General features: G+C 56.4%; 20 protein-coding genes and 4 tRNA genes. 11 read left to right on the forward strand and 13 right to left on the reverse strand.

Annotated features, from left to right (window positions below; all coding sequences use genetic code 11):
- Positions 1-278: 278 nt before the first annotated feature.
- A tRNA-Met gene (locus V7665_RS09745) sits at positions 279-355 on the reverse strand.
- A 181-nt stretch (positions 356-536) separates the two neighbouring features.
- Between V7665_RS09745 and V7665_RS09750 the strand changes: the two genes are divergently transcribed.
- Positions 537-1,772 (forward strand): NAD(P)/FAD-dependent oxidoreductase, encoded by a 1,236-nt coding sequence (locus V7665_RS09750; RefSeq protein WP_335664346.1) that lies wholly within the window; start codon positions 537-539, stop codon positions 1,770-1,772.
- Here the strand turns inward: V7665_RS09750 and V7665_RS09755 are convergent.
- On the reverse strand, positions 1,769-2,287 hold the full coding sequence (locus V7665_RS09755; RefSeq protein ID WP_335664347.1) for a 2'-5' RNA ligase family protein: 519 nt from the start codon (positions 2,285-2,287) through the stop codon (positions 1,769-1,771). The genes V7665_RS09750 and V7665_RS09755 overlap by 4 nt on opposite strands.
- Before the next feature lie 76 nt (positions 2,288-2,363).
- Positions 2,364-2,915: a peroxiredoxin gene (locus V7665_RS09760; protein ID WP_335664348.1), complete on the reverse strand. Its 552-nt coding sequence runs from the start codon at positions 2,913-2,915 to the stop codon at positions 2,364-2,366.
- 170 nt (positions 2,916-3,085) lie between these two features.
- Here V7665_RS09760 and V7665_RS09765 point away from each other — a divergent pair, with 170 nt between their 5' ends.
- The gene (locus tag V7665_RS09765; RefSeq protein ID WP_335664349.1) at positions 3,086-3,517 is read left to right on the forward strand and encodes a hypothetical protein; all 432 of its coding nucleotides are present in this window, start codon (positions 3,086-3,088) and stop codon (positions 3,515-3,517) included.
- Positions 3,518-3,519: 2 nt separating this feature from the next.
- Here V7665_RS09765 and V7665_RS09770 read toward each other — a convergent pair whose 3' ends face one another.
- On the reverse strand, positions 3,520-4,251 hold the full coding sequence (locus V7665_RS09770; RefSeq protein ID WP_335664350.1) for a queuosine precursor transporter: 732 nt from the start codon (positions 4,249-4,251) through the stop codon (positions 3,520-3,522).
- A gap of 104 nt (positions 4,252-4,355) precedes the next feature.
- Here V7665_RS09770 and V7665_RS09775 point away from each other — a divergent pair.
- Positions 4,356-4,432: transfer RNA gene (locus V7665_RS09775), tRNA-Arg, on the forward strand.
- A 6-nt stretch (positions 4,433-4,438) separates the two neighbouring features.
- On the opposite strand, the gene V7665_RS09780 is transcribed toward V7665_RS09775, so the two are convergent.
- Complete coding sequence (locus tag V7665_RS09780) at positions 4,439-5,263, reverse strand: NUDIX hydrolase (RefSeq protein ID WP_335664351.1); 825 nt, start codon at positions 5,261-5,263, stop codon at positions 4,439-4,441.
- Positions 5,264-5,367: 104 nt separating this feature from the next.
- Here V7665_RS09780 and V7665_RS09785 point away from each other — a divergent pair, with 104 nt between their 5' ends.
- Entirely contained in the window at positions 5,368-5,955 is a 588-nt protein-coding gene (locus V7665_RS09785; protein WP_335664352.1) for a DUF4126 domain-containing protein, read from the forward strand.
- A gap of 60 nt (positions 5,956-6,015) precedes the next feature.
- Here V7665_RS09785 and V7665_RS09790 read toward each other — a convergent pair.
- The 4 genes from V7665_RS09790 to V7665_RS09805 all read right to left on the reverse strand — a co-directional run bounded on the left by V7665_RS09790 (position 6,016) and on the right by V7665_RS09805 (position 9,136).
- Positions 6,016-6,092 (reverse strand) — tRNA-Pro (locus tag V7665_RS09790).
- A 105-nt stretch (positions 6,093-6,197) separates the two neighbouring features.
- Positions 6,198-6,274, reverse strand: a tRNA-Ile gene (locus tag V7665_RS09795).
- 111 nt (positions 6,275-6,385) lie between these two features.
- Positions 6,386-7,405: a polysaccharide deacetylase family protein gene (locus V7665_RS09800; RefSeq protein ID WP_335664353.1), complete on the reverse strand. Its 1,020-nt coding sequence runs from the start codon at positions 7,403-7,405 to the stop codon at positions 6,386-6,388.
- A gap of 48 nt (positions 7,406-7,453) precedes the next feature.
- Entirely contained in the window at positions 7,454-9,136 is a 1,683-nt protein-coding gene (locus V7665_RS09805; RefSeq protein ID WP_335664354.1) for a sensor histidine kinase, read from the reverse strand.
- A 178-nt stretch (positions 9,137-9,314) separates the two neighbouring features.
- On the opposite strand from V7665_RS09805, the gene V7665_RS09810 reads away from it, so the two are divergent.
- Positions 9,315-9,788: an Lrp/AsnC family transcriptional regulator gene (locus V7665_RS09810; protein ID WP_335664355.1), complete on the forward strand. Its 474-nt coding sequence runs from the start codon at positions 9,315-9,317 to the stop codon at positions 9,786-9,788.
- A 48-nt stretch (positions 9,789-9,836) separates the two neighbouring features.
- On the opposite strand, the gene V7665_RS09815 is transcribed toward V7665_RS09810, so the two are convergent.
- Positions 9,837-11,132, reverse strand: coding sequence for a hypothetical protein (locus tag V7665_RS09815; RefSeq protein WP_335664356.1), 1,296 nt, complete (start codon positions 11,130-11,132; stop codon positions 9,837-9,839).
- A 187-nt stretch (positions 11,133-11,319) separates the two neighbouring features.
- On the opposite strand from V7665_RS09815, the gene yaaA reads away from it, so the two are divergent.
- The 4 genes from yaaA (at position 11,320) to V7665_RS09835 (ending at position 16,620) form a co-directional block, all read left to right on the forward strand.
- On the forward strand, positions 11,320-12,078 hold the full coding sequence (gene yaaA, locus V7665_RS09820) for a peroxide stress protein YaaA (protein ID WP_335664357.1): 759 nt from the start codon (positions 11,320-11,322) through the stop codon (positions 12,076-12,078).
- Positions 12,075-12,779, forward strand: coding sequence for an SDR family NAD(P)-dependent oxidoreductase (locus V7665_RS09825; protein WP_335664358.1), 705 nt, complete (start codon positions 12,075-12,077; stop codon positions 12,777-12,779). Before yaaA ends, V7665_RS09825 begins: the two co-directional genes overlap by 4 nt.
- 169 nt (positions 12,780-12,948) lie before the next feature.
- A complete protein-coding gene (gene gyrA / locus V7665_RS09830) occupies positions 12,949-15,645 on the forward strand; it encodes a DNA gyrase subunit A (RefSeq protein WP_442955209.1) in 2,697 nt (898 codons plus the stop codon).
- 138 nt (positions 15,646-15,783) lie between these two features.
- A complete protein-coding gene (locus V7665_RS09835; protein WP_335664360.1) occupies positions 15,784-16,620 on the forward strand; it encodes a TauD/TfdA dioxygenase family protein in 837 nt (278 codons plus the stop codon).
- Here the strand turns inward: V7665_RS09835 and V7665_RS09840 are convergent.
- Positions 16,611-17,300 (reverse strand): lysoplasmalogenase, encoded by a 690-nt coding sequence (locus V7665_RS09840; protein WP_335664361.1) that lies wholly within the window; start codon positions 17,298-17,300, stop codon positions 16,611-16,613. The genes V7665_RS09835 and V7665_RS09840 overlap by 10 nt on opposite strands.
- Positions 17,301-17,397: 97 nt before the next feature.
- On the opposite strand from V7665_RS09840, the gene trmFO reads away from it, so the two are divergent.
- Positions 17,398-18,750, forward strand: coding sequence for a methylenetetrahydrofolate--tRNA-(uracil(54)-C(5))-methyltransferase (FADH(2)-oxidizing) TrmFO (gene trmFO / locus V7665_RS09845; RefSeq protein WP_335664362.1), 1,353 nt, complete (start codon positions 17,398-17,400; stop codon positions 18,748-18,750).
- A gap of 9 nt (positions 18,751-18,759) precedes the next feature.
- Here trmFO and V7665_RS09850 read toward each other — a convergent pair whose 3' ends face one another.
- Complete coding sequence (locus V7665_RS09850) at positions 18,760-19,227, reverse strand: hypothetical protein (RefSeq protein ID WP_335664363.1); 468 nt, start codon at positions 19,225-19,227, stop codon at positions 18,760-18,762.
- 31 nt (positions 19,228-19,258) lie between these two features.
- Complete coding sequence (locus V7665_RS09855) at positions 19,259-19,930, reverse strand: hypothetical protein (RefSeq protein ID WP_335664364.1); 672 nt, start codon at positions 19,928-19,930, stop codon at positions 19,259-19,261.
- 176 nt (positions 19,931-20,106) lie between these two features.
- On the opposite strand from V7665_RS09855, the gene V7665_RS09860 reads away from it, so the two are divergent.
- Positions 20,107-20,993 (forward strand): TadE/TadG family type IV pilus assembly protein (locus tag V7665_RS09860; RefSeq protein WP_335664365.1); only part of this gene is annotated, 887 nt, incomplete at its 3' end.

Consider the following 20,993-nt stretch of genomic DNA (forward strand, 5'->3'; position numbering starts at 1 on the left):
CCGCTACGGTTTCTTGTTCAGCTTCCGGGCTTCCACAAGCTGCGAGCATCGCGACACTGGTAATGACAAATAGCTTTTTCATTGGGTCCTCCTTTGATTGAGACGAGAGCATATCACTCTCGAACAAGCGTCCCAAGTGGTTTCTCGGCTAGCCCGTCGACCCTTGTCCACCATTGTTGGCAATAGAGGTGATAAATGTCCGCTCCCCATCCCCAAGCGAGCACAGGCGCGAGGGCGTTCAGCCAGCGCAAGCGACATCCAATCATGTCTGGAAATTTTGGTAGCGGAGGAGGGACTCGAACCCCCGACACATGGATTATGATTCCACTGCTCTAACCACCTGAGCTACTCCGCCATCAATCGGGTCCGGGCGATTGATTCAATCACCACAAAACTCTCTCTGGACGGCGGCGCTATAGTCATAGCGTTCAGCCCGGTCAACAAGCTGAAGCGAGAAATACGCTAAAACTTGCACGGCCAATGCGATCCGCGCTAACAGCGCTTTTCAGGCCGATATGTGGCACCAAGGGGCAGATATGAACGCATTTTATGACATATTGATTGTTGGCGCGGGCCATGCAGGCGCGCAAGCGGCCATCGCATTGCGTCAGAAGAAGTTTGAAGGCTCCATCGGTCTGCTCGGAAATGAGAAATATCCGCCCTATGAACGGCCACCGCTGTCCAAGGAATATCTTGCCGGCGAAAAACCATTTGAACGGATATTGCTGCGGCCCGAAAGCTTCTGGGCCGAGCGCGATATTGATTTGCTCACCGGCCGCCGGGTGTCGAAACTCGACCCGGTCGGCAAGAAAGTGACCTTGGCGTCCGATGATGAAATTGGCTATGGCAAGCTGATCTGGGCGACCGGCGGTTCTCCGCGGATGCTCGATTGTCCGGGCAGCCAGGCGCGCAACATTCATGCCGTCCGCTCCCGCGCCGATGTCGACAAGATCATGGCTGCTTTGCCGACAGTCAAGAAAGTCGTTGTCGTCGGCGGCGGCTATATCGGGCTGGAAGCGGCTGCGGTGCTGACCAAATTGGGCAAGCAGGTGACCATCGTCGAATCGCTGGATCGGGTTTTGTCCCGCGTGGCCGGTGAGCCACTCTCGCGTTTTTATGAAGCGGAACATCGCCGCCACGGCGTGACAATAGAATTGGAAGCAACCGTCGCCGGTTTTGAGACCGGTGATGATGGTATTGCCACCGCGGTTACGCTTGCCGACGGACGGGTGCTGGAAGCGGACATGTTCGTGGTTGGCATCGGCATCATTCCCGAGACCGGTCCGCTGGTGGCGGCCGGCGCAGCGACCGGCAACGGTGTCGACGTCGATCAGCATTGCCGCACCAGTCTGGAAGATGTCTATGCAATTGGCGATTGCGCCGCCCACAGCAACGCTTATGCCGACGGTGCCATGATCCGGCTGGAATCGGTCCAGAATGCCAATGACCAGGCGAAAGTGGCCGCGCTCGACATATTGGGTGAAGAAACCGAATATGATGCCGTACCCTGGTTCTGGTCGAATCAATATGACCTGAGATTGCAAACCGTCGGTCTTTCGACCGGCCATGACAGCCATGTCGTTCGCGGCGATCCGGATTCGCGCAGTTTTTCCGTGATTTATTATCGCGACGGCAAGGTCGTGGCGCTCGACTGTGTCAACGCCACCAAGGATTATGTGCAGGGCCGCAAAGCCGTCGTCGAGGGACTGAACCTCGACAAGGACGAACTCGCCAATATCGAGATTCCGATCAAGGAAGTCGGTATCCGCTAGCGCCCGCGAAACGGCCATGTGCCGATATCCTGCCAGGGACCATCGACATAATAATGCAGCCCGATCCCGTGAAGGACAAAGGGCCGCGGTTCGAAATCGGCTGACAGCTCTTCAAAAAGGCGCTGGGCTTCTTTCGGAATCACCTTGTTCTGGACGGTGATATGCAGCCTTGGTCTCTGCTGATCCTGCGCCACCAGCAATCCAGAGAACCGGTCGGCCAGTTCCATTCTCAGGGCGAGCAAATCCGGCGCGTGCAGCTGATAGGCCACACCGCGTCCGAGATGGATCAGGCCGGCCAGCCTCGCCTCGGGCTTCGGCATGCTGCTGGTCAGCGCGATAACAGCGGCCTTGATTTCATCCAGCGCTTGCGGCGGCAGATGGTGGAACAATGTAATATGAGCGCTTACTATGTTCCGCTCCGGTGGAAAATAGCATTTGCGCAGGCTGTCAGCCCAGGCGAATTCCGCCCTGCCCATTTGCGCCGTCATGATGATGGGTTTGTTGAGACGCTCCATGATGCCGGTCTATCGCAGATGAAAAAAACCGCGAGCAATTTCTTGCCCGCGGTTCGTTTCGGGGGGACAAAACTACTTAGGCGGCCTTGCGTTCCGCCGCATCATTGTCGAGCCAGTTCAACAATTTTTCCGGCGTCGATTCGACATAGGGATCATTGTCGACACCATCGTCGTTGATGCCCGGCTCTTCAAACCAGGCGCTGACCACGCCGTCATCGGCAATCATCGAATAGCGCCAGCTGCGATCACCAAAACCGAGGTGGTTTTTCTTGATCAGCATGCCCATCCGGCGGGTGAAGTCAGCCGATCCGTCGGGAAGCAGCTTCACTTTTTCCAGACCCAGGGATTTGCCCCACTGGTACATCACGAACGCATCATTGACAGAGATACAATAAACCTCGTCAACACCGCGCGCCTTGAACTCGTCATAGAGGCGTTCAAAAGCCGGGCACTGCTCGTTCGAACAGGTCGGCGTGAAGGCTCCCGGCAGAGAAAAGACCGCAACGCGCTTGCCAGCGAACAGGTCCTTGGTGTTTACATCCTGCCAGCGAAAGGGATTTTCTCCCTCGGCAGTTTCGTCACGAACGCGGGTTTTCAGGGTAACTTGGGGGATATTTCTACCGATCATCTTTGGCTCCATTTGTTTGAATGACCGGCAATTAACATCGATTCCTTTATCGGCTAAATTGATTTATTCTGCCTTACTGATTTACATAATCACTCAATAGCCGGTTTCGCTTGAAAGCCCTCGGGCAAAACATCAGAATGTTCGCGAGTTTCTGGGGATGGGGTTAGGATATGACTGAAACGACAAAAGCGCCGATCTGGTTCTGGATTACTGGCGCAGTGGCTCTGATCTGGAATGCGCTTGGCCTGCTTGCCTATATTCAGCAGGCCCTGATGAGCGCCGAGGAATTTGCCGCCCTGCCCGAGTCGCAACAGGATCTTCTGGCCACACAGCCTGCCTGGGTATCTGCGGCCTTTGCGATCGCTGTTTTTGCCGGCTTTGCCGCGACCATCACCTTGCTGATGCGCAAGCGGGTCGCGGTTCGCCTGTTCCTGGTTTCGCTGCTCGCGGTAATCGTCCAGTTCAGCAGCTATTTTATCATCGACGGTTATGTGGAGTTTATTGCCGGCCAGGGATGGACGATACCGGCTCTGGTTGTTGCCTTTGCCCTGGGCTTTCTAATATTTTCGCGACAGGCAGAAAAAAATGGCCTGCTGCACTAGGCTCAGGATGATGTGCTGAACGGCGTGAAATTGGTGTCTTCATCATAAATGTCGACACCCTCGCGCCGTTTCAGCCATCCCACGACCAAATAGGTCACCGGCGTCAGTACCGCTTCCCACAGCACTTTGAGCAGCCAATTGGTCACCATCACGGTAATCACCGCCGAGGGTTCCCATAGTCCCCAGAATGCCAGCGGATAGAAGATCAGGCTGTCGACGCCCTGCCCCACCACCGTCGAACCGATGGTACGGCTCCAGAGGGCCTTGCCCTGGGTCCAGACTTTCATCCGCGCCATCACATAGCTGTTCACAAATTCCCCGGCCCAGAAGGCGACAATCGAGGCGCCGACGATGCGCGGGACCTGACCGAACACGCTTTCATAGGCCGCCTGCCCTTCCCAGCCCGCTGCCGGTGGCAGGGACACCACCACCCAGCTCATGAAGGCCATGAACAGCAACGCGCCAAAACCGGCCCATATGACCCGTCTCGCCCGCGCATAGCCGTATACTTCGGTCAGCACGTCGCCAATCACATAGCCAAGCGGAAAGAATAATATGCCCGCACCATAGATCCACTGCTCGCCGCTGATCATGATGAAGGTGGGCTTGGCCGCACCGATGACGTTGGAGAGCAGCAACACGGTCACAAAGGCCGCCATCACGAAATCATAATAGCGGAAGTGATGACCGGTCTGGCTGGCAGCGGAGGTCCGCTGGATGGGGCTTTTATTCATAAACCGTTCTTACCCCACATCCGCGACATTTCAACATTTTAGCTGGCGCAGGCAGATCACGGTTTGCAGCCGGTCAAAAGACCGCTAAAGCCCCGGAACATTAAGCGCCCGTAGCTCATCTGGATAGAGCGCGAGACTTCTAATCTTGAGGCAGCAGGTTCGAGTCCTGCCGGGCGCACCATTTTTCCTATTTTTTGAAGCCACGCTGGACGGCGTCCATCGACTCCGATGTAATCGGATAGCCGATGCCTTCCGGGATGCACAAATGGGTCTCGCCGTCGCGTTTCTCGATATGGGGGGATACCATCACCGAGGGATGGTCCTTCACATGGGCAACAGCCTCGTCAAAGGATCCGAATTGCGCAAGACGCTCGAGATTGCGCTTGGTCGGAAAGATGATCTTCACCTCGCCCGCTTCGGCCCGGTCGAGCACCGACTGCGCGTTGCCCCAGAACAGATTGTAATTCTCGGTTTCGTCGACCGTGGCCTGCGCCTTGTGGTCATCATGCGAGATCATGTAGAATCGCGTGTCAAAAACCCGCTTTTCCGCAAAGGGAGGGCACCAGCGCGAGAAAGGTATCAGCTTCTCCAGTTCCAGCTGCCAGTCAAACTGGTTGCAGATATCGGCCAGATTGGTTCCCTGGTGAAGCGCGTGTCTGGCATCGGAAACGCGCTTGGCATCGAGATTGCCTTCCACCGCGACCGCAATCCCGGTTTCCTCGATCGATTCCCGGACCGCCGCAATGCGCGCTCCATATTCGTCGAAATCCGCATGACCGAGCGTCTTGGCAAATTCAAAATCCGCATCATCGATCCGGCCACCGGGAAAAACCGCAGCACCCGCAGCGAACACCATTTTTGCCGAGCGTTCCACCATCAGCAGATCGGGCGCGTCGCTGCCTGGCTGATCTCGGAAGATCACCAATGTTGATGCGGGAATCGGCTTGGGCATCGGCTTGCCGGTGATCGCGTCCATGGCGGGCGCTTCGAGGCTGGTATTTGTTTCGGTCATATTTTCATATGAACAGCAAGTGACCGCTTTGCAAAGTGTTTTGACCCTCTCCGCCTGGCACATACGGATTTGCCAAAATTCTGGCGGCATGGCAAAGTCATGCAATGGGAATTGTCGAGCTATTGGGACTGGCCGGTAGCGTCAGCCTGATATCCGGCTGGCGGCTTTATCTCACGGTCTTCGTAACCGGCCTGGCGATGCGGCTGCAGTGGATCAGCCTGCCCGAGAATCTGCAAATGCTGGATGCCCTCGCCAATCCCTGGGTTCTGGCGATCAGCGCCCTCGGGGCACTGGCCGAATTTTTCGCCGACAAGATTCTCTGGCTCGACTCTATCTGGGATACGATTCACACCGCGATCCGGCCGCTGGGCGGTGCCCTGCTCGCGCTGGCCGTTGTCGATGCCAGTGATCCTGTCTGGCAGGTCGTTGTTTTCCTGTTGGGGGGCAGTGCAGCGCTGATAAGCCATGGCGCGAAGGCCGGTGCCCGCGCCCTCATCAATACCAGTCCCGAGCCGGTCAGCAACGCGGTCGTCTCAACCGGCGAAGATATTGCATCTGGCAGCCTGCTATTGCTGGCCTTCACCAATCCGGTCGCCGCGCTGATCATCGCATCCGCGCTGTTATTGCTCTGCCTTGTTCTGGTCTACAAAGGCTACAGGCTCTGGCGAAAAATAGTGTCTAGCGGAAGCTAGCCAGTGAGCCGACTCTGGTCAGCCAAGATACGGAGCGCAAGATACAGAGAGACGGAAAAATGGTCGGGGAGACAGGATTTGAACCTGCGACCCCCTGTACCCAAAACAGGTGCGCTACCAGGCTGCGCCACTCCCCGACGCGCGCTTCCCCTAGGCGGTGCTTTTGGGAAAAGCAAAGGGTTTTTCACGCTTCTTTTTGCCGCTGCTCAGAAGCTGAGCGATTCACGGCGTTGGAAAAAAAATGGTGGGCCCGGAGGGATTCGAACCCCCGACCTAGCCGTTATGAGCGGCCAGCTCTAACCAACTGAGCTACAGGCCCATATGAGCAGCTTTTTCCAGGCAGATCTCAATGGGATGGTCCGATAGCGGAAGCCGTCATGATTTGGCAAGACCGATCATTGCAATTCGGCCGGTAGGCGGCAAACTTTTATCAGGCGCCGACCGCAGCTGCCATCAACTGGTCGATATCGATGGGCTTCACATTGCGAGTCTCGAGATGCTCAAGCACCTCCCGCCACCAGTCGTAAAAACCCTCCAGATCCTCTTCTGTCCGCACATAAGGCGTATGGCCGGGCGCTAGCGAAGGAGAATGAAAGGAAAATACCAGCAACCGCAAATCATCGTCCAGCGCGACATCAATGGCTTCTTTTGTTTCGCGCGCCGAAACTCCTTCGGGCGTCAACGGAATGCGTTCCAGCATCTTGCTGCGGGATAATAAGGCATTGATGAGGGGGGACTTGTTCATGATCCCCGCCACCAGGCCCGGCTGCTTGCGCAAAAGGCCCGAATAGACGGTCGTCAGGGGCACTTCGAGAAGCTTGTCATCCCCGTTCCACCAATAGGGTTGCGAGCCAACAGACAGAAAATCCGGACCGCCCTGCTCACTATAGTCGAAGCGAGGCCGAATACTGCTGTCCAGCACGAAGCCATGTTTGACCAATAGCTCGATCGTATGCGGACCAATCCCGTATCGTCCGGCGCGGAAGATAGTCGGCGTGACCCCTATTTTATCGCGAATGGCATTGCGCAAGTGCACCAGCTTTTTTTCTTCCAGCTCTTTCGGCAAATTGCCGGCAAAGCTGTTATGAACGTTCACCTGCTCGTCGAAAGGCGGATTGACCCAGGGATGGAGATGAACGCCGATTGCGGCAGTTTGCTGCTCAGCAACCGTCCTGAGAAACGCCACAGCCCTATCATCTTCGATAATCGCATAATCGACAAAATAGACCGGGTTGACTCCGTGAGCCTCAATAAAATCCTGAAATTCTCGTAGCTTGGGAACCGATGCGGTCGTGTGGCCGCTACGCTGGAACGGGGCGTCCCAGTCAAATTCCTCTTCCGTGTCTACTGAAATGAGAAAGCGCCTGCCAAATTTTTCGGGCCATTGGACATGACGATCCGGTCTTCGGATTTTCATCGGCGGATGACCCTGTGCAGAAATTTCTGTCACTCCATTTTGTCCGTAATGTTCAAAAAAAACAGATCACGAACAGGCAGGCTATTCCGATTCCGTTTCCCGAATATTGATTTTGCTAGTCGCCGCGGCTGGCAGGGTCAAGGCAATGTTATCCTCGTTTATAGTGAGCGAGCCACCAGCAGACTGCGCGAGATTCCGCACCAGACGCAGTGAAAAACCAAGACCCAGCAACGAGGATTCACCACCTTCACCGTCGATGCCCTGCGATGGATCAAGCAATATGCTCTCGGCAACATCTTTTATCCGCGAGGGCCGCGACAGGGTGAATTGGTTGGTCGGTTGCACGCCTATGCGGGTCCGCAATTCACCCTTCAGGGTTTCGCCATTCTCACAGGAAATAATCGCGGCCGACAACAAGCGAGCAAAAATCCGTTCAACCGCCTCACCGTCCAGCGCGAACGGCCGAACCGGCTCTGCCTTACTGATATTGAGATCGACCACCTTGCTCTGCGTCAGCCCCTGCAGGCGCTGCGTCATCCGCTCAAACAGCCAGTCGGCCTTGGTGGTACCGTTGGATTCCGGCAATTGTCCCGAATCGACTTTCACGGCGATATCCAGATCTTCAAAACCTGCCAGCAATCGCCGCGCTTCATCCATGATGTTGCGCGCCAGCGACCGATATTCATAGGAGGCAGGTCCGAAGAGTTGTTGCTCGATAATCTCGCTAAACCCGATCACGGCATTCAGCGGCGTCCGCAGTTCGTGGATCAGCTGCTGGAGCTGTTCGCGGCGTTCGACGTCAATCCCGCCATGACCGGCATCCTCGGCCATATTGGGCCGCCGCATGATTCCGCGATAGCCCTCGAAACGTCCGGTTTCCTCGCTGAAACAGGGTATCGCGCTCATCCGCCAGTCGCCAGCGACGATCGCCGCTCCGCAGAGCCGCATCCGGGCATGTTCCATCGGCATGCGCTGACGAAATGCCGCCGCACCATAAGCGTCAGGGCCGGGTCCTTCATCAAAGGCCGGCTGGGATATGGTGACGCCAACAATGGCCCCTTTCGGTGGCCCCTCGGTCCAGGTAATCGTACCGGATTCATCAGTTTCGAACCGGATTGATTCGAGCGATTCGACAAAGAAACTTTTGTTGCCGCCATCATTGATCGGTAGACGCGACGTTTCGACTGGACGATTCTTTTGATAGTCGGCGATTTTTTCCACCAACGCGCTAATCTGTGATTCTGCCAGATGTTCGCCCGGATCGCCTGAACGGTCTGCTGGCGAATCGATCGCAGATGTTTTAACCGAACCAAGACCGGGCGCCTCTTTTGCGGCCGGCTCTTTTCCAGCTTGGGGAGTCGGCTCGTCCTGCTGGTCATCTGCGACCACGAAACCCAGTGATTGCAAGCGTTGCTGCGCGCGTGGCGAAAGCCTGGGGAATGCGTCCGCGCAAATTTCCGGGGTCAGATCCGCGGCCGCCATCGCTGCATCACAGACAGTATCGGTATCGGCAGTCAAATAGACCAGTAGTGGCGCGGAGCGCAATCGGCCGTTCAGTGATTGCACGGCAGCCAGACGATCCTGTTCGGAAACCCGGTCATGCAGATCACGCAACCGGGTAAATCCCGCCTGAACGTCCTGATTGGCCAAGTCCCCGGGTTTCTGCGCCAACAGATCAATCACCTGACGCCATTGCGTAGCAGCGCCCGGGCCTTCCGGCAGGCTCCCCTTGAGCACGGTGGTCAGGCGGTCATCAAAGCGCAATATTAGATCCCGAATATCATTGGTATAGCCAATTGTTAACCGGGTGATAACCCTTTCAGCGGGCTACAGGAAGCGATGAAATTTTCGCGTCACAATGTGGGACATGGGAGAAAGCGTTGCTTGGCCTGCTTATTATATTATAACGATCAAATGATTCGCGAACGGATATTACATTTCTATGGCTGACACGAACTTAGATGAAATTGACCTGAAAATTCTGCAGCGGTTGCAAGATGATGGCCGGATTACCAATGTGGAACTCGCCAACAGCGTTGGCTTGACGGCCCCGCCCTGCCTTCGCCGCATGCGGGCATTGGAAGACCAGGGGGTGATCAATTCCTATCATGCAGCGATTAATCCCGCCAAAATGGGCTACACGATCACGGTATTCGCAATGGTCAGCCTGAAAAGCCAGGCAGAAACCGATTTGCAGGCCTTCGAAGAACATGTGCAAAAGCTCCCCGAAGTCCGAGAATGCTATATGCTCAATGGCGAAATCGATTTTATATTGAAGGTGGTCGCCAAAGACCTTCAGCAATTTCAAAGCTTTCTAACCAGCCAGCTGACCGCTGCCCCGAATGTGGCCAGCGTCAAAACATCGCTTACCATCCGGTCGGCCAAGCATTTGCCCGGCGTTCCGATCCTGGAATAAAAAAGGGCGCCAATGGCGCACTTTTTCAAATATCCTTATCAGATTCAACTAGCTGGTCGGTTCTGCCGGAGCCGGAGCGGCAACTGCGGCTGCAGGCGCCGTTTGCTGATCGATCCAAGTCTGCCACATGCTAGCCAGCGGCGAACGGGTTCCAGAAACCTTCGCAAAGGCCTGCTTTGCTGCTGCCAGGTCGCCGGCAAAAGCCTGGGCTGTACCGATCCCCATATAGCCGCGATTCATATCGGCTCCAGGTTTCGCAAGCCCGGCTTCATAAAATGCTACAGCTTTGTCATAACCTTTGTAGCCCAGCCAAACATCGGCGAAATTCATCATCACCGAACTGCTGCCGGATCCGCGGACTCCGGCAGGCTGAGCAGGTAGTGACGCACGATCGCCCGACACCTCGCGCTGAGCCGGTTCAAGGACTTCTTTGATCAGCGGATTAGTGGCGCTTACGATGCCTTTTTGCTTACCTTCTTCCAGCACAGCAACCACTTCGCCAAATAGATTCTTGCGCTGTGCCTCCTCGGCAAATTCCTTATAGTCACGCGATGTATTGAGCGCACCGGTGGCTTTCATGAACCGCAAGACTTCAAGATTCTGGACAGCGTCAGATTGGGAGGCACTGCGGTAGGCCGCGACTGCATCTCCCCAGGAATCGCCCGACGGATAGGCAGCAGCCCATTTCGCTGCCCAAGTGGTATAAAGATTTTTGTCCTTGCTCGCCAAAGCGCGATCGCGGGCCAGTCGGTACCAGGATTCCGGCGCTTTGGTCGGCGAAGCATTGGCGTTGTTCAGGATTTCATCCCATTTTACCAAGCCTTCGGCAAACATGTTTCGTTTGAAAAAGCTCTCTGCCAGCAATGGTTCGATGTTGTTCGCACGATAACCTAGATCATAGGCTGCCTGAAAATATTGCGCCGCTTCTGCCCATCGTTCAGCGCCATAAGCGAAATTACCGGCAAAAAAGTTGAAGGAAGGCAATTGCTCGGCCCCGGTGCGCCCGCTGTTTAGCGAGGTGATCAGGCCTTTTTCCTGCAACGCGGTATCGGTGATCTTGCCTCCGAGCTGAATGGCCAACTGGCCCGCGACGAACATATCATCAGGCGCGAGAGTTTCCGCCAGCAGAGCTTCCACCAGCGGCTTCGCTGTTTCGGGAGTTTCCGTGGCCATGGCGGCCTGAATTGCCGCTACTTTTGGTTGGACTTCCTTGCTAATCTTGAGCCCGGAATCCTTTTCTTTTTTCTTTTTCGCTGCCTGGGCTTCCTGCGGCAATGCCGTTACCGCCAGGGTGCCAGCAGCGGCCAACGCAACAGCCATGGAAAAATGAGATAAAAAACGCATGAATATCCTCCGAATGATTATTATTTGGGGGAAAGAGGTTCCCCGGAATATGGTTGCACCACACACTCTTGGCCCTATTACCAAGCTTTCACCGCTTTTCTAGGGTGAATCCGCTGAATAGAGGTTGAACGGTTGCAGTTCCGTGGCACCGTTGAGCATTTCCTATAATATTATGAGGTAAAATCGCGTGCTTGCAATTATTTCTCCCGCCAAATCACTGGATTTTGAATCCGCAATTCCGGCGATCCCGTCATCCAAAAACCGCTTCCCCGAGGAAACGGAAAGGCTGGCCAACGCAATCGGGAATCTGACAACCAAGAAGCTGAAGGCGATCATGCCGGTTTCCGACAAGCTCATCGCCCTCAACCAGCAGCGCTATGCCGAATTTTTCGATCAGCCGGAAAGACCCGCGATTTTCGCCTATAATGGCGACGTCTACACCGGGTTCGAAGCGCGCAGCCTCGGAGAGGAAGCCATCGGCTTTGCGCAGGATCATTTGCGCATCCTCTCCGGCCTTTATGGATTGCTCCGCCCAATGGATCCGATTCGCCCCCACCGGCTGGAAATGGGCACGAGATGGGCCCCCCGCTACAACAAGCTGACCGATTTCTGGAGTGACAAGATTGCCAAGGCACTGGCAGCGGATCTCGAACAGATCGGTAGCGACATCATCGTCAATCTGGCGAGCAATGAATATTGGGCATCGGTCAAACCGCATAGCGCGAAATTGCCCGGGCGAATCATCGAAGTGGATTTTCGCAAGGACGGCCCCGACGGCCCGAAGTTCATCAGCTTTGAGGCGAAACGCGCGCGCGGGATGATGGCCCGCTATATCTGCGAAAACCATCTGACCGATCCGGAGATGCTCAAGGGCTTTGACCATGACGGCTACCGCTATGATGCCGAAGCCAGCACAGAAAACAGCCTTCGCTTCATTCGTACATGACCGGACAATCTGCCGTCATTTTTGGCGCGACCGGTGGGATTGGCTCGGCGATCGCCGATGCCCTCGAAGCCGACAGCCGTTTTGATGATGTTGTGCGCTTTTCCCGCGCCGGCGACAGCCCGGTCCCCGTCGACCTGACATCGGAGGCGAGCATCCGCGATGCGGCTGCCTGGATGAAAGAAAACAGGATTTCGCCGTCGATGGTGTTCGTCGCCACTGGCTTGCTTCACGATGACAAGAGAGGACCGGAAAAAAGCATCCGGCAACTGGATGCCGACTGGCTCCTGAAAAGCTATCAGGTGAACGCGGTCGGTCCGGCATTGATCGCCAAATATTTTCTGCCGCTGATGGATCGAAAGGAGATTTTGAGATTCGCCGTGCTCTCGGCCCGGGTCGGCAGTATCTCGGACAATCGGCTCGGCGGCTGGTATGGCTACCGGGCAGCCAAGGCGGCGCTGAACATGATGATCCGCAACCTGTCGATTGAATGGTCCCGCAAGAATGACAGGTCGATCATCGTGGCGCTGCACCCGGGCACCGTCGACACCGCGCTGAGCCAGCCATTTCAGGGCAATGTTCCATCAGCGAAACTGTTTGATTCCAAGCGCGCCGCGCGACAGCTTCTGGATGTTCTCGATGCTTTGAAACCAGCAGATAGCGGCAAAATTTTTGCGTGGGACGGAGCGGAAATCCAACCCTGATTCCGGCACTGTATTATTATTGTAAAACTGGCCCGAAAGGCTGGCTTTTGCTGGCCCCTTCCCCTAGAAGAACCGTCAAGAAAAAACCCATGAAAAAGGCCCGTTTGTGAACGAACAAACCACTCCACCGTCACCGTCCAATATTGAAACGATAGACATCGTTGATGAGATGAAAACCAGCTACATGGATTATGCCATGTCGGTCATCGTCAGCCGCGCACTGCCTGACGTACGCGATGGCCTGAAGCCGGTTCATCGCCGGATATTGTTCGCCGCGCAGGAAGGCGGCATGGTCGCCGGACGGCCCTATCGCAAATGCGCGAAAATCGTCGGTGACGTGATGGGCAATTATCACCCGCATGGCGACAGCGCGATCTACATGGCACTGGCCCGGATGACCCAGGACTGGTCGATGCGGGTACCGCTGATCGACGGTCAGGGTAATTTTGGTTCGATGGATCCGGATATGCCGGCATCGATGCGTTACACCGAAGCGCGGCTGAACAAGGTTGCCAATTTCCTGCTTAACGATCTCGACAAGGATACCGTCGATTTCGTTCCCAATTATGACGGCAGCCGTGCAGAACCCAATGTTCTCCCCGCCCGCTTCCCGAACCTGCTGGTCAATGGCGCCGGCGGCATCGCGGTCGGCATGGCCACCAATATTCCGCCGCACAATCTCGGCGAAGTGATCAACGCCAGCCTCGCCTATATCGAAAATCCAGGAATCACGATTGACGAGCTGATCGAGATTGTCCCCGGACCAGATTTTCCGACTGCGCCGTTGATATTGGGTCAGGCAGGCGCCCGCGCCGCCTATAAGGATGGCCGCGGATCGATCATGATGCGCGCGCGTCATATCATCGAGGAAGGACGGGGCGACAAACGCTCGATCGTCCTGACATCAATTCCCTTCCAGGTCGGCAAATCCGGTCTGGTCGAAAAAATTGCCGAAGCCGCCAAGGACAAACGCATCGAGGGCGTCTCCGACATACGCGATGAATCCAGCCGCGCCGGCGTCCGGGTGGTTATCGAGCTTAAACGCGATGCGACCACTGACGTCGTGCTCAACCAGATTTGGCGCTTCACCCCTGCCCAGTCCAGCTTCCCGGCGAACATGCTCGCCATTCGCGGCGGCCGTCCCGAAGTTCTCACTCTGCGCGACATCATCGAATCCTTCGTCAAGTTCCGCGAAGAAGTCATCACCCGGCGAACAAAATTTGAACTCAACAAGGCACGCGAACGGGCCCATATCTTGCTCGGCCTGGTAGTTGCGGTCACCAATATGGACGAGGTCGTCCGGATCATTCGCGGGTCCTCAACCCCGGCAGAAGCCCGTGAAGCGCTGCTGCAGCGCGAGTGGCCGATTGCCGAGATCGCATCCTATATCCGGCTGGTCGAGGCGATGGAAACCGAGATTGAGGGCGATAGCTACAAATTGTCCCAGGTTCAGGTGAAGGCGATCCTCGATCTGCGTCTGCAAAAACTGACCGCGCTCGGCCGCGAAGAAATTGGCGACGAGCTGAAGGAACTGGCGGCCGCGATCGAGGAATATCTGTCAATATTGGCCGACCGCGAAAAGCTTTATGCGGTGATGCGCGAAGAGCTCGAAGAAGTGCGCGACGAATTTGCCACGCCGCGCCTGTCCGAAATCACCGCCGCCTGGGATGGTCTGGAAGATGAAGATCTGATGGAACGCTCCGAAATGGTCGTGACCGTGACCCATGGTGGCTATATCAAGCGCACCCCGCTCGACACGTTCCGGGCCCAGCGCCGCGGTGGCAAGGGCCGCGCCGGCATGGCAACCAAGGACGAAGACGCGATCACCGAGCTGTTCGTGACATCGACCCATACACCAGTTCTATTCTTCTCCACCCATGGCAAGGTCTATCGGCTCAAGGTCTGGAAACTGCCGGAAGGCGGCCCGCAGACCAAGGGCCGGCCAATGGTCAACCTGCTGCCGCTGGCCGACGGGGAAGTCATTTCCACGGTCTTGCCATTGCCCGAAGACGAAGCCGAATGGGCCGCGCTGCATGTCATGTTTGCCACTGCCAAGGGCGGCGTCCGGCGCAACAGCATGGACAGCTTCACCAATGTGCCGTCCAATGGCAAATTTGCGATGAAATTTGACGAGGATAGCGATGACCGTCTGATCGGCGTGGAATTGCTGACCGACAATGATGATGTCCTGCTGGCGACGAAAAACGGCAAGGCCATCCGCTTCGCCGGCGACGCCGTCCGCTCTTTCCAGAGCCGCACATCGACCGGCGTCCGCGGCATTGCCTTGAAGGGCGATGACGAGGTTATTTCGCTGTCGGTCTTGCGCGGTTTTGAAGCGTCGACCGAGGAACGCGACCAATATCTCAAGGCTGCTCCGTGGAAGGACAATGAGAACGCACCGGAACTGTCCGCCGAGCGCATGGCTGAATTCAGCGACACCGAAGACTTCATCCTCACCGTCTGTGCAAACGGCTATGGCAAGCGCTCGAGCGCCTACGAATATCGCCAGTCCGGACGCGGCGGTCAGGGCATATTGAATATCGACAATATCAAGCGCAATGGCACGGTTGTCGCCAGTTTCCGCGCAAGCAACGACGAGCAGGTCATGCTGGTCACCGACCAGGCCAAGCTGATCCGCATGAAGGTCGCGGATATGCGGGTGATTGGACGGAATAGCTCGGGCGTCAAATTGTTCGATGTCGCCAAGGGCGAACATGTTGTCGGCGCGGCCAAGATTGACGAAGAAGAAGAGCCGGAAAACGAAGCGGAAGACGCAGTGGTCGACGAAATGGTCGATCAGGGCATTTCTGATGGCGAAGCGGCGGCACCCGATGAGCCAGAAGACTCAGAAGACACCGCCGAATAGCTGGATTCCGTCAGTCCTGAGCTTGTCGAACCGTAGGTCAGCGTGGCTAACGACGCCTCGCGAAAAAAATGCGTTGTCGGGGTAGAAAAATGCTTCGACAAGCTCAGCACGAACGGGTTTGAGTCGAGAGGAGAGCCAATGAAAATCACCCCATCCGGGCAGGCCTGCGGAGCCGAAGTGACGGGCGTAGACCTGACCAAGCCGCTTGCCGATGAAACCGTTGCTGCCATAAGATCCGCATGGCTGGAACATCATGTTCTGTCTTTCCCGCACCAGGCGATGACCGACGATGATCTCGAACGGTTTACCCAATATTTCGGCGGTTTCGGCCATGATCCGTTTTTCGATCCGATCGAAGGTCGCCAGCATATTGCGGCGATCCGGCGCGATGCTGATGAGAAAAGTCCTCTCTTTGCCGAAAATTGGCACAGCGACTGGAGCTTTCAGGCGCAGCCGCCTGCTGGAACCTGCCTGTTGGGGATCACCATCCCGCCGGTTGGCGGCGACACATTATTTGCCAATCAACATGCCGCCCTCGATGCGATGCCGCCCGAAATGCGCGCAAAATATGAAGGCCTGACCGCGATCCACAGCGCGCAAATGGCTTATGCCCCCGACGGCGCTTATGGTGAAAAGGACGAAGGCCGCAGCATGGCGATCCGTCCCGATGAATCGGCGCGCGCGACCCAGACTCATCCGCTGATCCGCGAACATCCGGAAACCGGTCGTCCCGGACTGTTCAGCTGCATGGGCTATATCATAGGCTTTGAAGGCGTGGCGCAGGAAGACGCCGTGCCCTTGCTCCAGCAATTATACGCCTGGCAAAGCCGCGACGAATTTGTCTATCGCCACCAGTGGCAGCCCGACATGCTGGTCATGTGGGACAATCGCTCGGTGCTGCATTGCGCGACCGGTGGTTATGACGGCCATGACCGGTTGCTGCACCGGACAACGATCGCCGCCTATCAGGCCTGAACCGGGTCGGCGCTGTCCGCCGCCATTTCGTGACGCAAGGTCGCGACGATACCAGTCGCGATCATGAACTGGCCGAAATAATATAAGGGCCAGATCAGCATCTCCGGAATGATGCTGGTTTCCAGCGGGCCCATTCGCGCAAATATCAGCAAGTCGGAAATCAGGAACATGATCGCACCGGCGCCGACCTGATAACGTGAAAAGCGGCTCGTCCACGCCATCGCCGCCATCGCCGCGACCGACAGGCAATATACCGAGATGCCCAACGCTTCTGACCGGTCAAAGGGCAAAGCCCAAGCGATCAGCACCGAAAGCGGCACCAATATGATAGCAAACAACTTCTGACTGAACCCCAGTTTATGGCGGCGGAAACGGGAATAGAAAATTATCGCCAGAAGATGCCCGGCCATGAACGCGCCAGCGCCCAGGATCAGGTCATATTCCAGAGCCATGTCGCCGATTGCGCCAAGCGCCATGATCGCGCCAACAATCTTGCCATCAAGACGGTGCAGACGAATCAGCGCATAGATCGCCAGGAATCCGACGCCAGCGCCCTTCCAGGCAACGATCAATGGCTCGGGCAGTTCCGGGTTGTTCAGAACGCACGCAAAATAGTAGCTGATCCCGAACAACAAGCTGAGCAGCAGAAATGGTCTGGATTCGGCAAATGCGCTTTTCATTGGAATATCATGGTCCCCACTTCAAAATCATCCCTATCACGCAACAGGCACGACTGCCAGATTGACATTATAGTCTTACCACAACACTAAGGCCCGCATGACAGATGTACATATAATTGGTGGCGGACTCGCCGGATCCGAAGCGGCATGGCAATTGGCGGAACAGGGCGTGAAAGTGCGCCTTTCCGAAATGCGGGGGAGCGGCGAGATGACCCCTGCCCATCAAACCGAAGGTCTGGCCGAGCTCGTTTGCTCGAACAGCTTCCGGTCTGATGACGCAGAAAAAAATGCTGTCGGACTGTTGCATCAGGAAATGCGCGACCTCAACTCGATCATCATCGGTGAAGGTGACGTCCATCGCCTGCCGGCTGGCTCCGCGCTTGCCGTTGATCGCGATCATTTCTCCGATGGGGTCACCAGGCGGCTGAGCGAACATCCCAATATCGAAATTGTCCGCGAGCGAGTCGACCAGCTGCCCGAAAGCGGATTGACCATCGTTGCCACCGGTCCGCTCACCGCGATGACTTTGGCGGAAAGCATTGGCGCCGCCACCGGTGAGGATTCGCTCGCCTTTTTCGACGCCATCGCGCCGATTGTCTATAAAGAGAGCATCGATATGGACATCGCCTGGATGCAGTCACGCTGGGACAAGGTCGGCCCGGAAGGCGATGGCAAGGATTATATCAACTGCCCGATGGACCGCGACCAATATTACGCCTTCATCCAGGGACTGCTCGACGGCGAAAAGACCGACTTCAAGCAATGGGAGAAAGACACGCCCTATTTCGAAGGCTGCATGCCAATCGAAGTCATGGCCTCGCGTGGTCCCGAGACCCTGCGTTTTGGGCCGATGAAACCGGTTGGGCTGACCAATGCCCATAATGGCGAAAGCTGTTATGCCGTTGTCCAGCTCCGGCAGGACAATGCACTCGGCACGCTGTGGAACATGGTCGGGTTCCAGACCAAGCTGAAATATGCCGCTCAGGCCGATCTTCTCAAAACCATTCCCGGTCTGGAAAATGCCGAGTTCGCCCGGATGGGCGGTCTCCACCGCAACACCTTCATCAACGCACCCAAATTGCTCGACAAGGAGCTGCGTCTCAAAAAAGCGCCGCATATTCGCTTCGCCGGCCAGATCACCGGCTGCGAAGGCTATGTCGAAAGCGCGGCGGTCGGGCTGATGGTCGGCCGGATGGTTGCAGCAGAATTGCGCGGAGAGCCCTTCACCCTGCCGCCGCAAACAACCGCTTTTGGCGCGCTGCTATCGCATATTACCGGCGGCGCCGATGCCCGCGACTATCAGCCGATGAACGTCAACTTCGGCCTTTTCCCGCCCTTCGAGGAACCTGTGAAGAAGAAGGAGCGCAAGGAAGCCTATACCAGCAGAGCCCGGGAAGATTTCGCCAACTGGTTGCAGCCGCTGTCAGCAAAAGGCCTGCAACTCGCCTAGGTCCTCCCCCTAGCATTTGCAGCGGGGCGCTGTTCGCTTGGGCCGCGTGGTCCGAAATTCGGTTCGGGTAAGCTGACCATTGTCGTCGCGGTCGGCTCCGGCAAATTTATCGCTGGTGGCGACCGCCCATTCCTCGAAGGTCAAAAGATTATTCCCGTCCTTCTCGAGTTTCCGGAAGGCATCGGTGCGGCTACTCATCATTTCCAGACGGGTGATGGTTTCGTCGCGATTGCGGTCATAGCGGTTGAACCGCAATTCTTCACGAGAGGCCTTATAGGCCTTGGGCGGTGTCGGTGGTGCCGGTCCGACGGTTTGCGCATCCAGATCAGCTTCCGGCAGGCTTTCAGCTTCGACCGCCTCCGGCGGCGGCGGCGCTGCGGGAATCGGAACATCCTGTCCCTGCGCACCGATCCAAAGGAACAGGCCAGCGGTTAGCAGCAGCAATATGCCGGCGGCACCGGCGGCAAATTTCTTCATAAGCGAAATCCGCGGATCAGCGACTGTCGATCTAGCGGCCGGTAACCCCGTGCCAGATGATGCGCGCGGCGCTGGCCGGACGATAAAGATCAGCAGTCAGTTGACCCTTCCTAACATCGCGGATCATCAGCTTGCAGAGGATTGAGACTGGTCGTCCGCTTCTGTCAAAATTGGCTTGCGGCTGGGAAGTCATAATCTCGGTACAGCGGTCGAACGCAGCCGCCCGCATGCCGGCATCCGAACAATGGCGGGCAAAATCCCATAACGCCCAGGCCCTGCCCAGCTCGGCTTGCCCCTCGCTCAGTGGCTTGCCACCCGCCAGAGCAAATGCGAATGTTCCGCAACCGCGGGCAGTGGCATAATTGTCAAACTCACGATCCTCCCAGGGAAAATCATCGAGCATCACTTCCCACCCATCGAGCAAGTTCAAAAGCGGAGCGAGGCTTTCGCCCCGGTCTTCGATCCGATTGACTTGCTCGACCAGCGGTTCACCTGCCGGCCTTTCTGCCGCAGGCTTGATCAGGATGTCCCGCCACCAGGTTAACCGCATCTGCCCGATCAATATTTCCGTTGTCGACCGGACAATCTCTGCGAACCGCGCATCAAGCGCAAAAAGCAGAGCATAGCGATCACGGTCTTCAGGCCCTGCATAGGCGACGATCAGCCGTTGTAGCGGTTCCAGCTCTTGCAGCGCATCACTCATGACGCCGCGCTCGCGATTTTTCCGGGCAAAATCAAGGTAAACTTCCTCTTAACCATGCCTATTTCGCCGTCGCTAACCCTTTTCTCTCTATCAGGCACATAGAAATGGCATGGAATGGCGCAGCTGTTCGCGCGCAGATTACAGATCAAGGGCACGGCATGTTTGACAGGAACGAGATGAAATCAGCGAAATCATTTTTGCAAGCGCTGCGTTCAAACACCGCTGGTAACACACTTGCCATGGCCGGAATGGCGATCTTTCCGCTTGCCGCCATGATCGGCGGCGGTGTTGATGTCAGTCGCATCTATCTGGTGCAGACGCGGTTACAGCAAGCATGCGATGCTGGTGCGCTGGCCGGGCGGCGGCAAATGAGTGGTGGCACCTGGACCGCCAACAACAATGCAGCCAACACCGCAGCCAATAATATGTTCCGGGCGAATTTCGATACCGATGCCTACGGAACTTACGATGGAACATCGACATTTTCCGAAAATGCCGGGACAGTTACCGGCACTGCGTCGGTAAAACTGGACATGGCGGTGATGCAGATGTTCGGTTACGGCACCAAAAGCGTTGCCGTCGTATGCGATGCCTCGATGAGCATTCCCAATACCGACGTCATGTTCGTTCTGGATACGACCGGGTCGATGAATTGCCCGGATACCGGATCGTATAGCTGTGGTAATAATGGCAATCAGGAAGCATCCAACGCCAAGATCCGGGGGCTGCGCTCTGCCGTCAAATGTTTTTATGAAACATTGGCGAAACGGAATAGTAACGAAAATTGCGGATCAACACCGGCAGCGGGCAGCGAAAATACCGCTCATCTTCGCTTTGGCTTTGTTCCGTATAGCACCAATGTGAACGTCGGAAAACTTCTGCCGAATGAATTCCTGGCAGACAATTGGACCTATCAGTCGCGCGAAGCAGTCACCCGGCCGGAAAATGTGGTGGTCGATTATACGCCGGGCACGCCTTACATCTACAGATCCAATTTTTACTTTGACGGCCGTTGGAACCGCACAGAAACCGTCAACTCCTATAATAACATCCGTAACAGCAG

It is taken from the genome of Parasphingorhabdus sp., assembly GCF_036964675.1.
GTDB lineage: Bacteria > Pseudomonadota > Alphaproteobacteria > Sphingomonadales > Sphingomonadaceae > Parasphingorhabdus.

What these genes read in the sequence shown, in the direction of transcription:
- V7665_RS09750 (WP_335664346.1), top strand. Translation starts at nt 537, where the DNA reads ATGAACGCATTTTATGACATATTGATTGTTGGCGCGGGCCATGCAGGC.
- V7665_RS09755 (WP_335664347.1), bottom strand. Translation starts at nt 2,287, where the DNA reads ATGGAGCGTCTCAACAAACCCATCATCATGACGGCGCAAATGGGCAGG.
- V7665_RS09760 (WP_335664348.1), bottom strand. Translation starts at nt 2,915, where the DNA reads ATGATCGGTAGAAATATCCCCCAAGTTACCCTGAAAACCCGCGTTCGT.
- V7665_RS09765 (WP_335664349.1), top strand. Translation starts at nt 3,086, where the DNA reads ATGACTGAAACGACAAAAGCGCCGATCTGGTTCTGGATTACTGGCGCA.
- V7665_RS09770 (WP_335664350.1), bottom strand. Translation starts at nt 4,251, where the DNA reads ATGAATAAAAGCCCCATCCAGCGGACCTCCGCTGCCAGCCAGACCGGT.
- V7665_RS09780 (WP_335664351.1), bottom strand. Translation starts at nt 5,263, where the DNA reads ATGACCGAAACAAATACCAGCCTCGAAGCGCCCGCCATGGACGCGATC.
- V7665_RS09785 (WP_335664352.1), top strand. Translation starts at nt 5,368, where the DNA reads ATGGGAATTGTCGAGCTATTGGGACTGGCCGGTAGCGTCAGCCTGATA.
- V7665_RS09810 (WP_335664355.1), top strand. Translation starts at nt 9,315, where the DNA reads ATGGCTGACACGAACTTAGATGAAATTGACCTGAAAATTCTGCAGCGG.
- V7665_RS09815 (WP_335664356.1), bottom strand. Translation starts at nt 11,132, where the DNA reads ATGCGTTTTTTATCTCATTTTTCCATGGCTGTTGCGTTGGCCGCTGCT.
- V7665_RS09825 (WP_335664358.1), top strand. Translation starts at nt 12,075, where the DNA reads ATGACCGGACAATCTGCCGTCATTTTTGGCGCGACCGGTGGGATTGGC.
- gyrA (WP_442955209.1), top strand. Translation starts at nt 12,949, where the DNA reads ATGAAAACCAGCTACATGGATTATGCCATGTCGGTCATCGTCAGCCGC.
- V7665_RS09835 (WP_335664360.1), top strand. Translation starts at nt 15,784, where the DNA reads ATGAAAATCACCCCATCCGGGCAGGCCTGCGGAGCCGAAGTGACGGGC.
- V7665_RS09840 (WP_335664361.1), bottom strand. Translation starts at nt 17,300, where the DNA reads ATGAAAAGCGCATTTGCCGAATCCAGACCATTTCTGCTGCTCAGCTTG.
- trmFO (WP_335664362.1), top strand. Translation starts at nt 17,398, where the DNA reads ATGACAGATGTACATATAATTGGTGGCGGACTCGCCGGATCCGAAGCG.
- V7665_RS09850 (WP_335664363.1), bottom strand. Translation starts at nt 19,227, where the DNA reads ATGAAGAAATTTGCCGCCGGTGCCGCCGGCATATTGCTGCTGCTAACC.
- V7665_RS09855 (WP_335664364.1), bottom strand. Translation starts at nt 19,930, where the DNA reads ATGAGTGATGCGCTGCAAGAGCTGGAACCGCTACAACGGCTGATCGTC.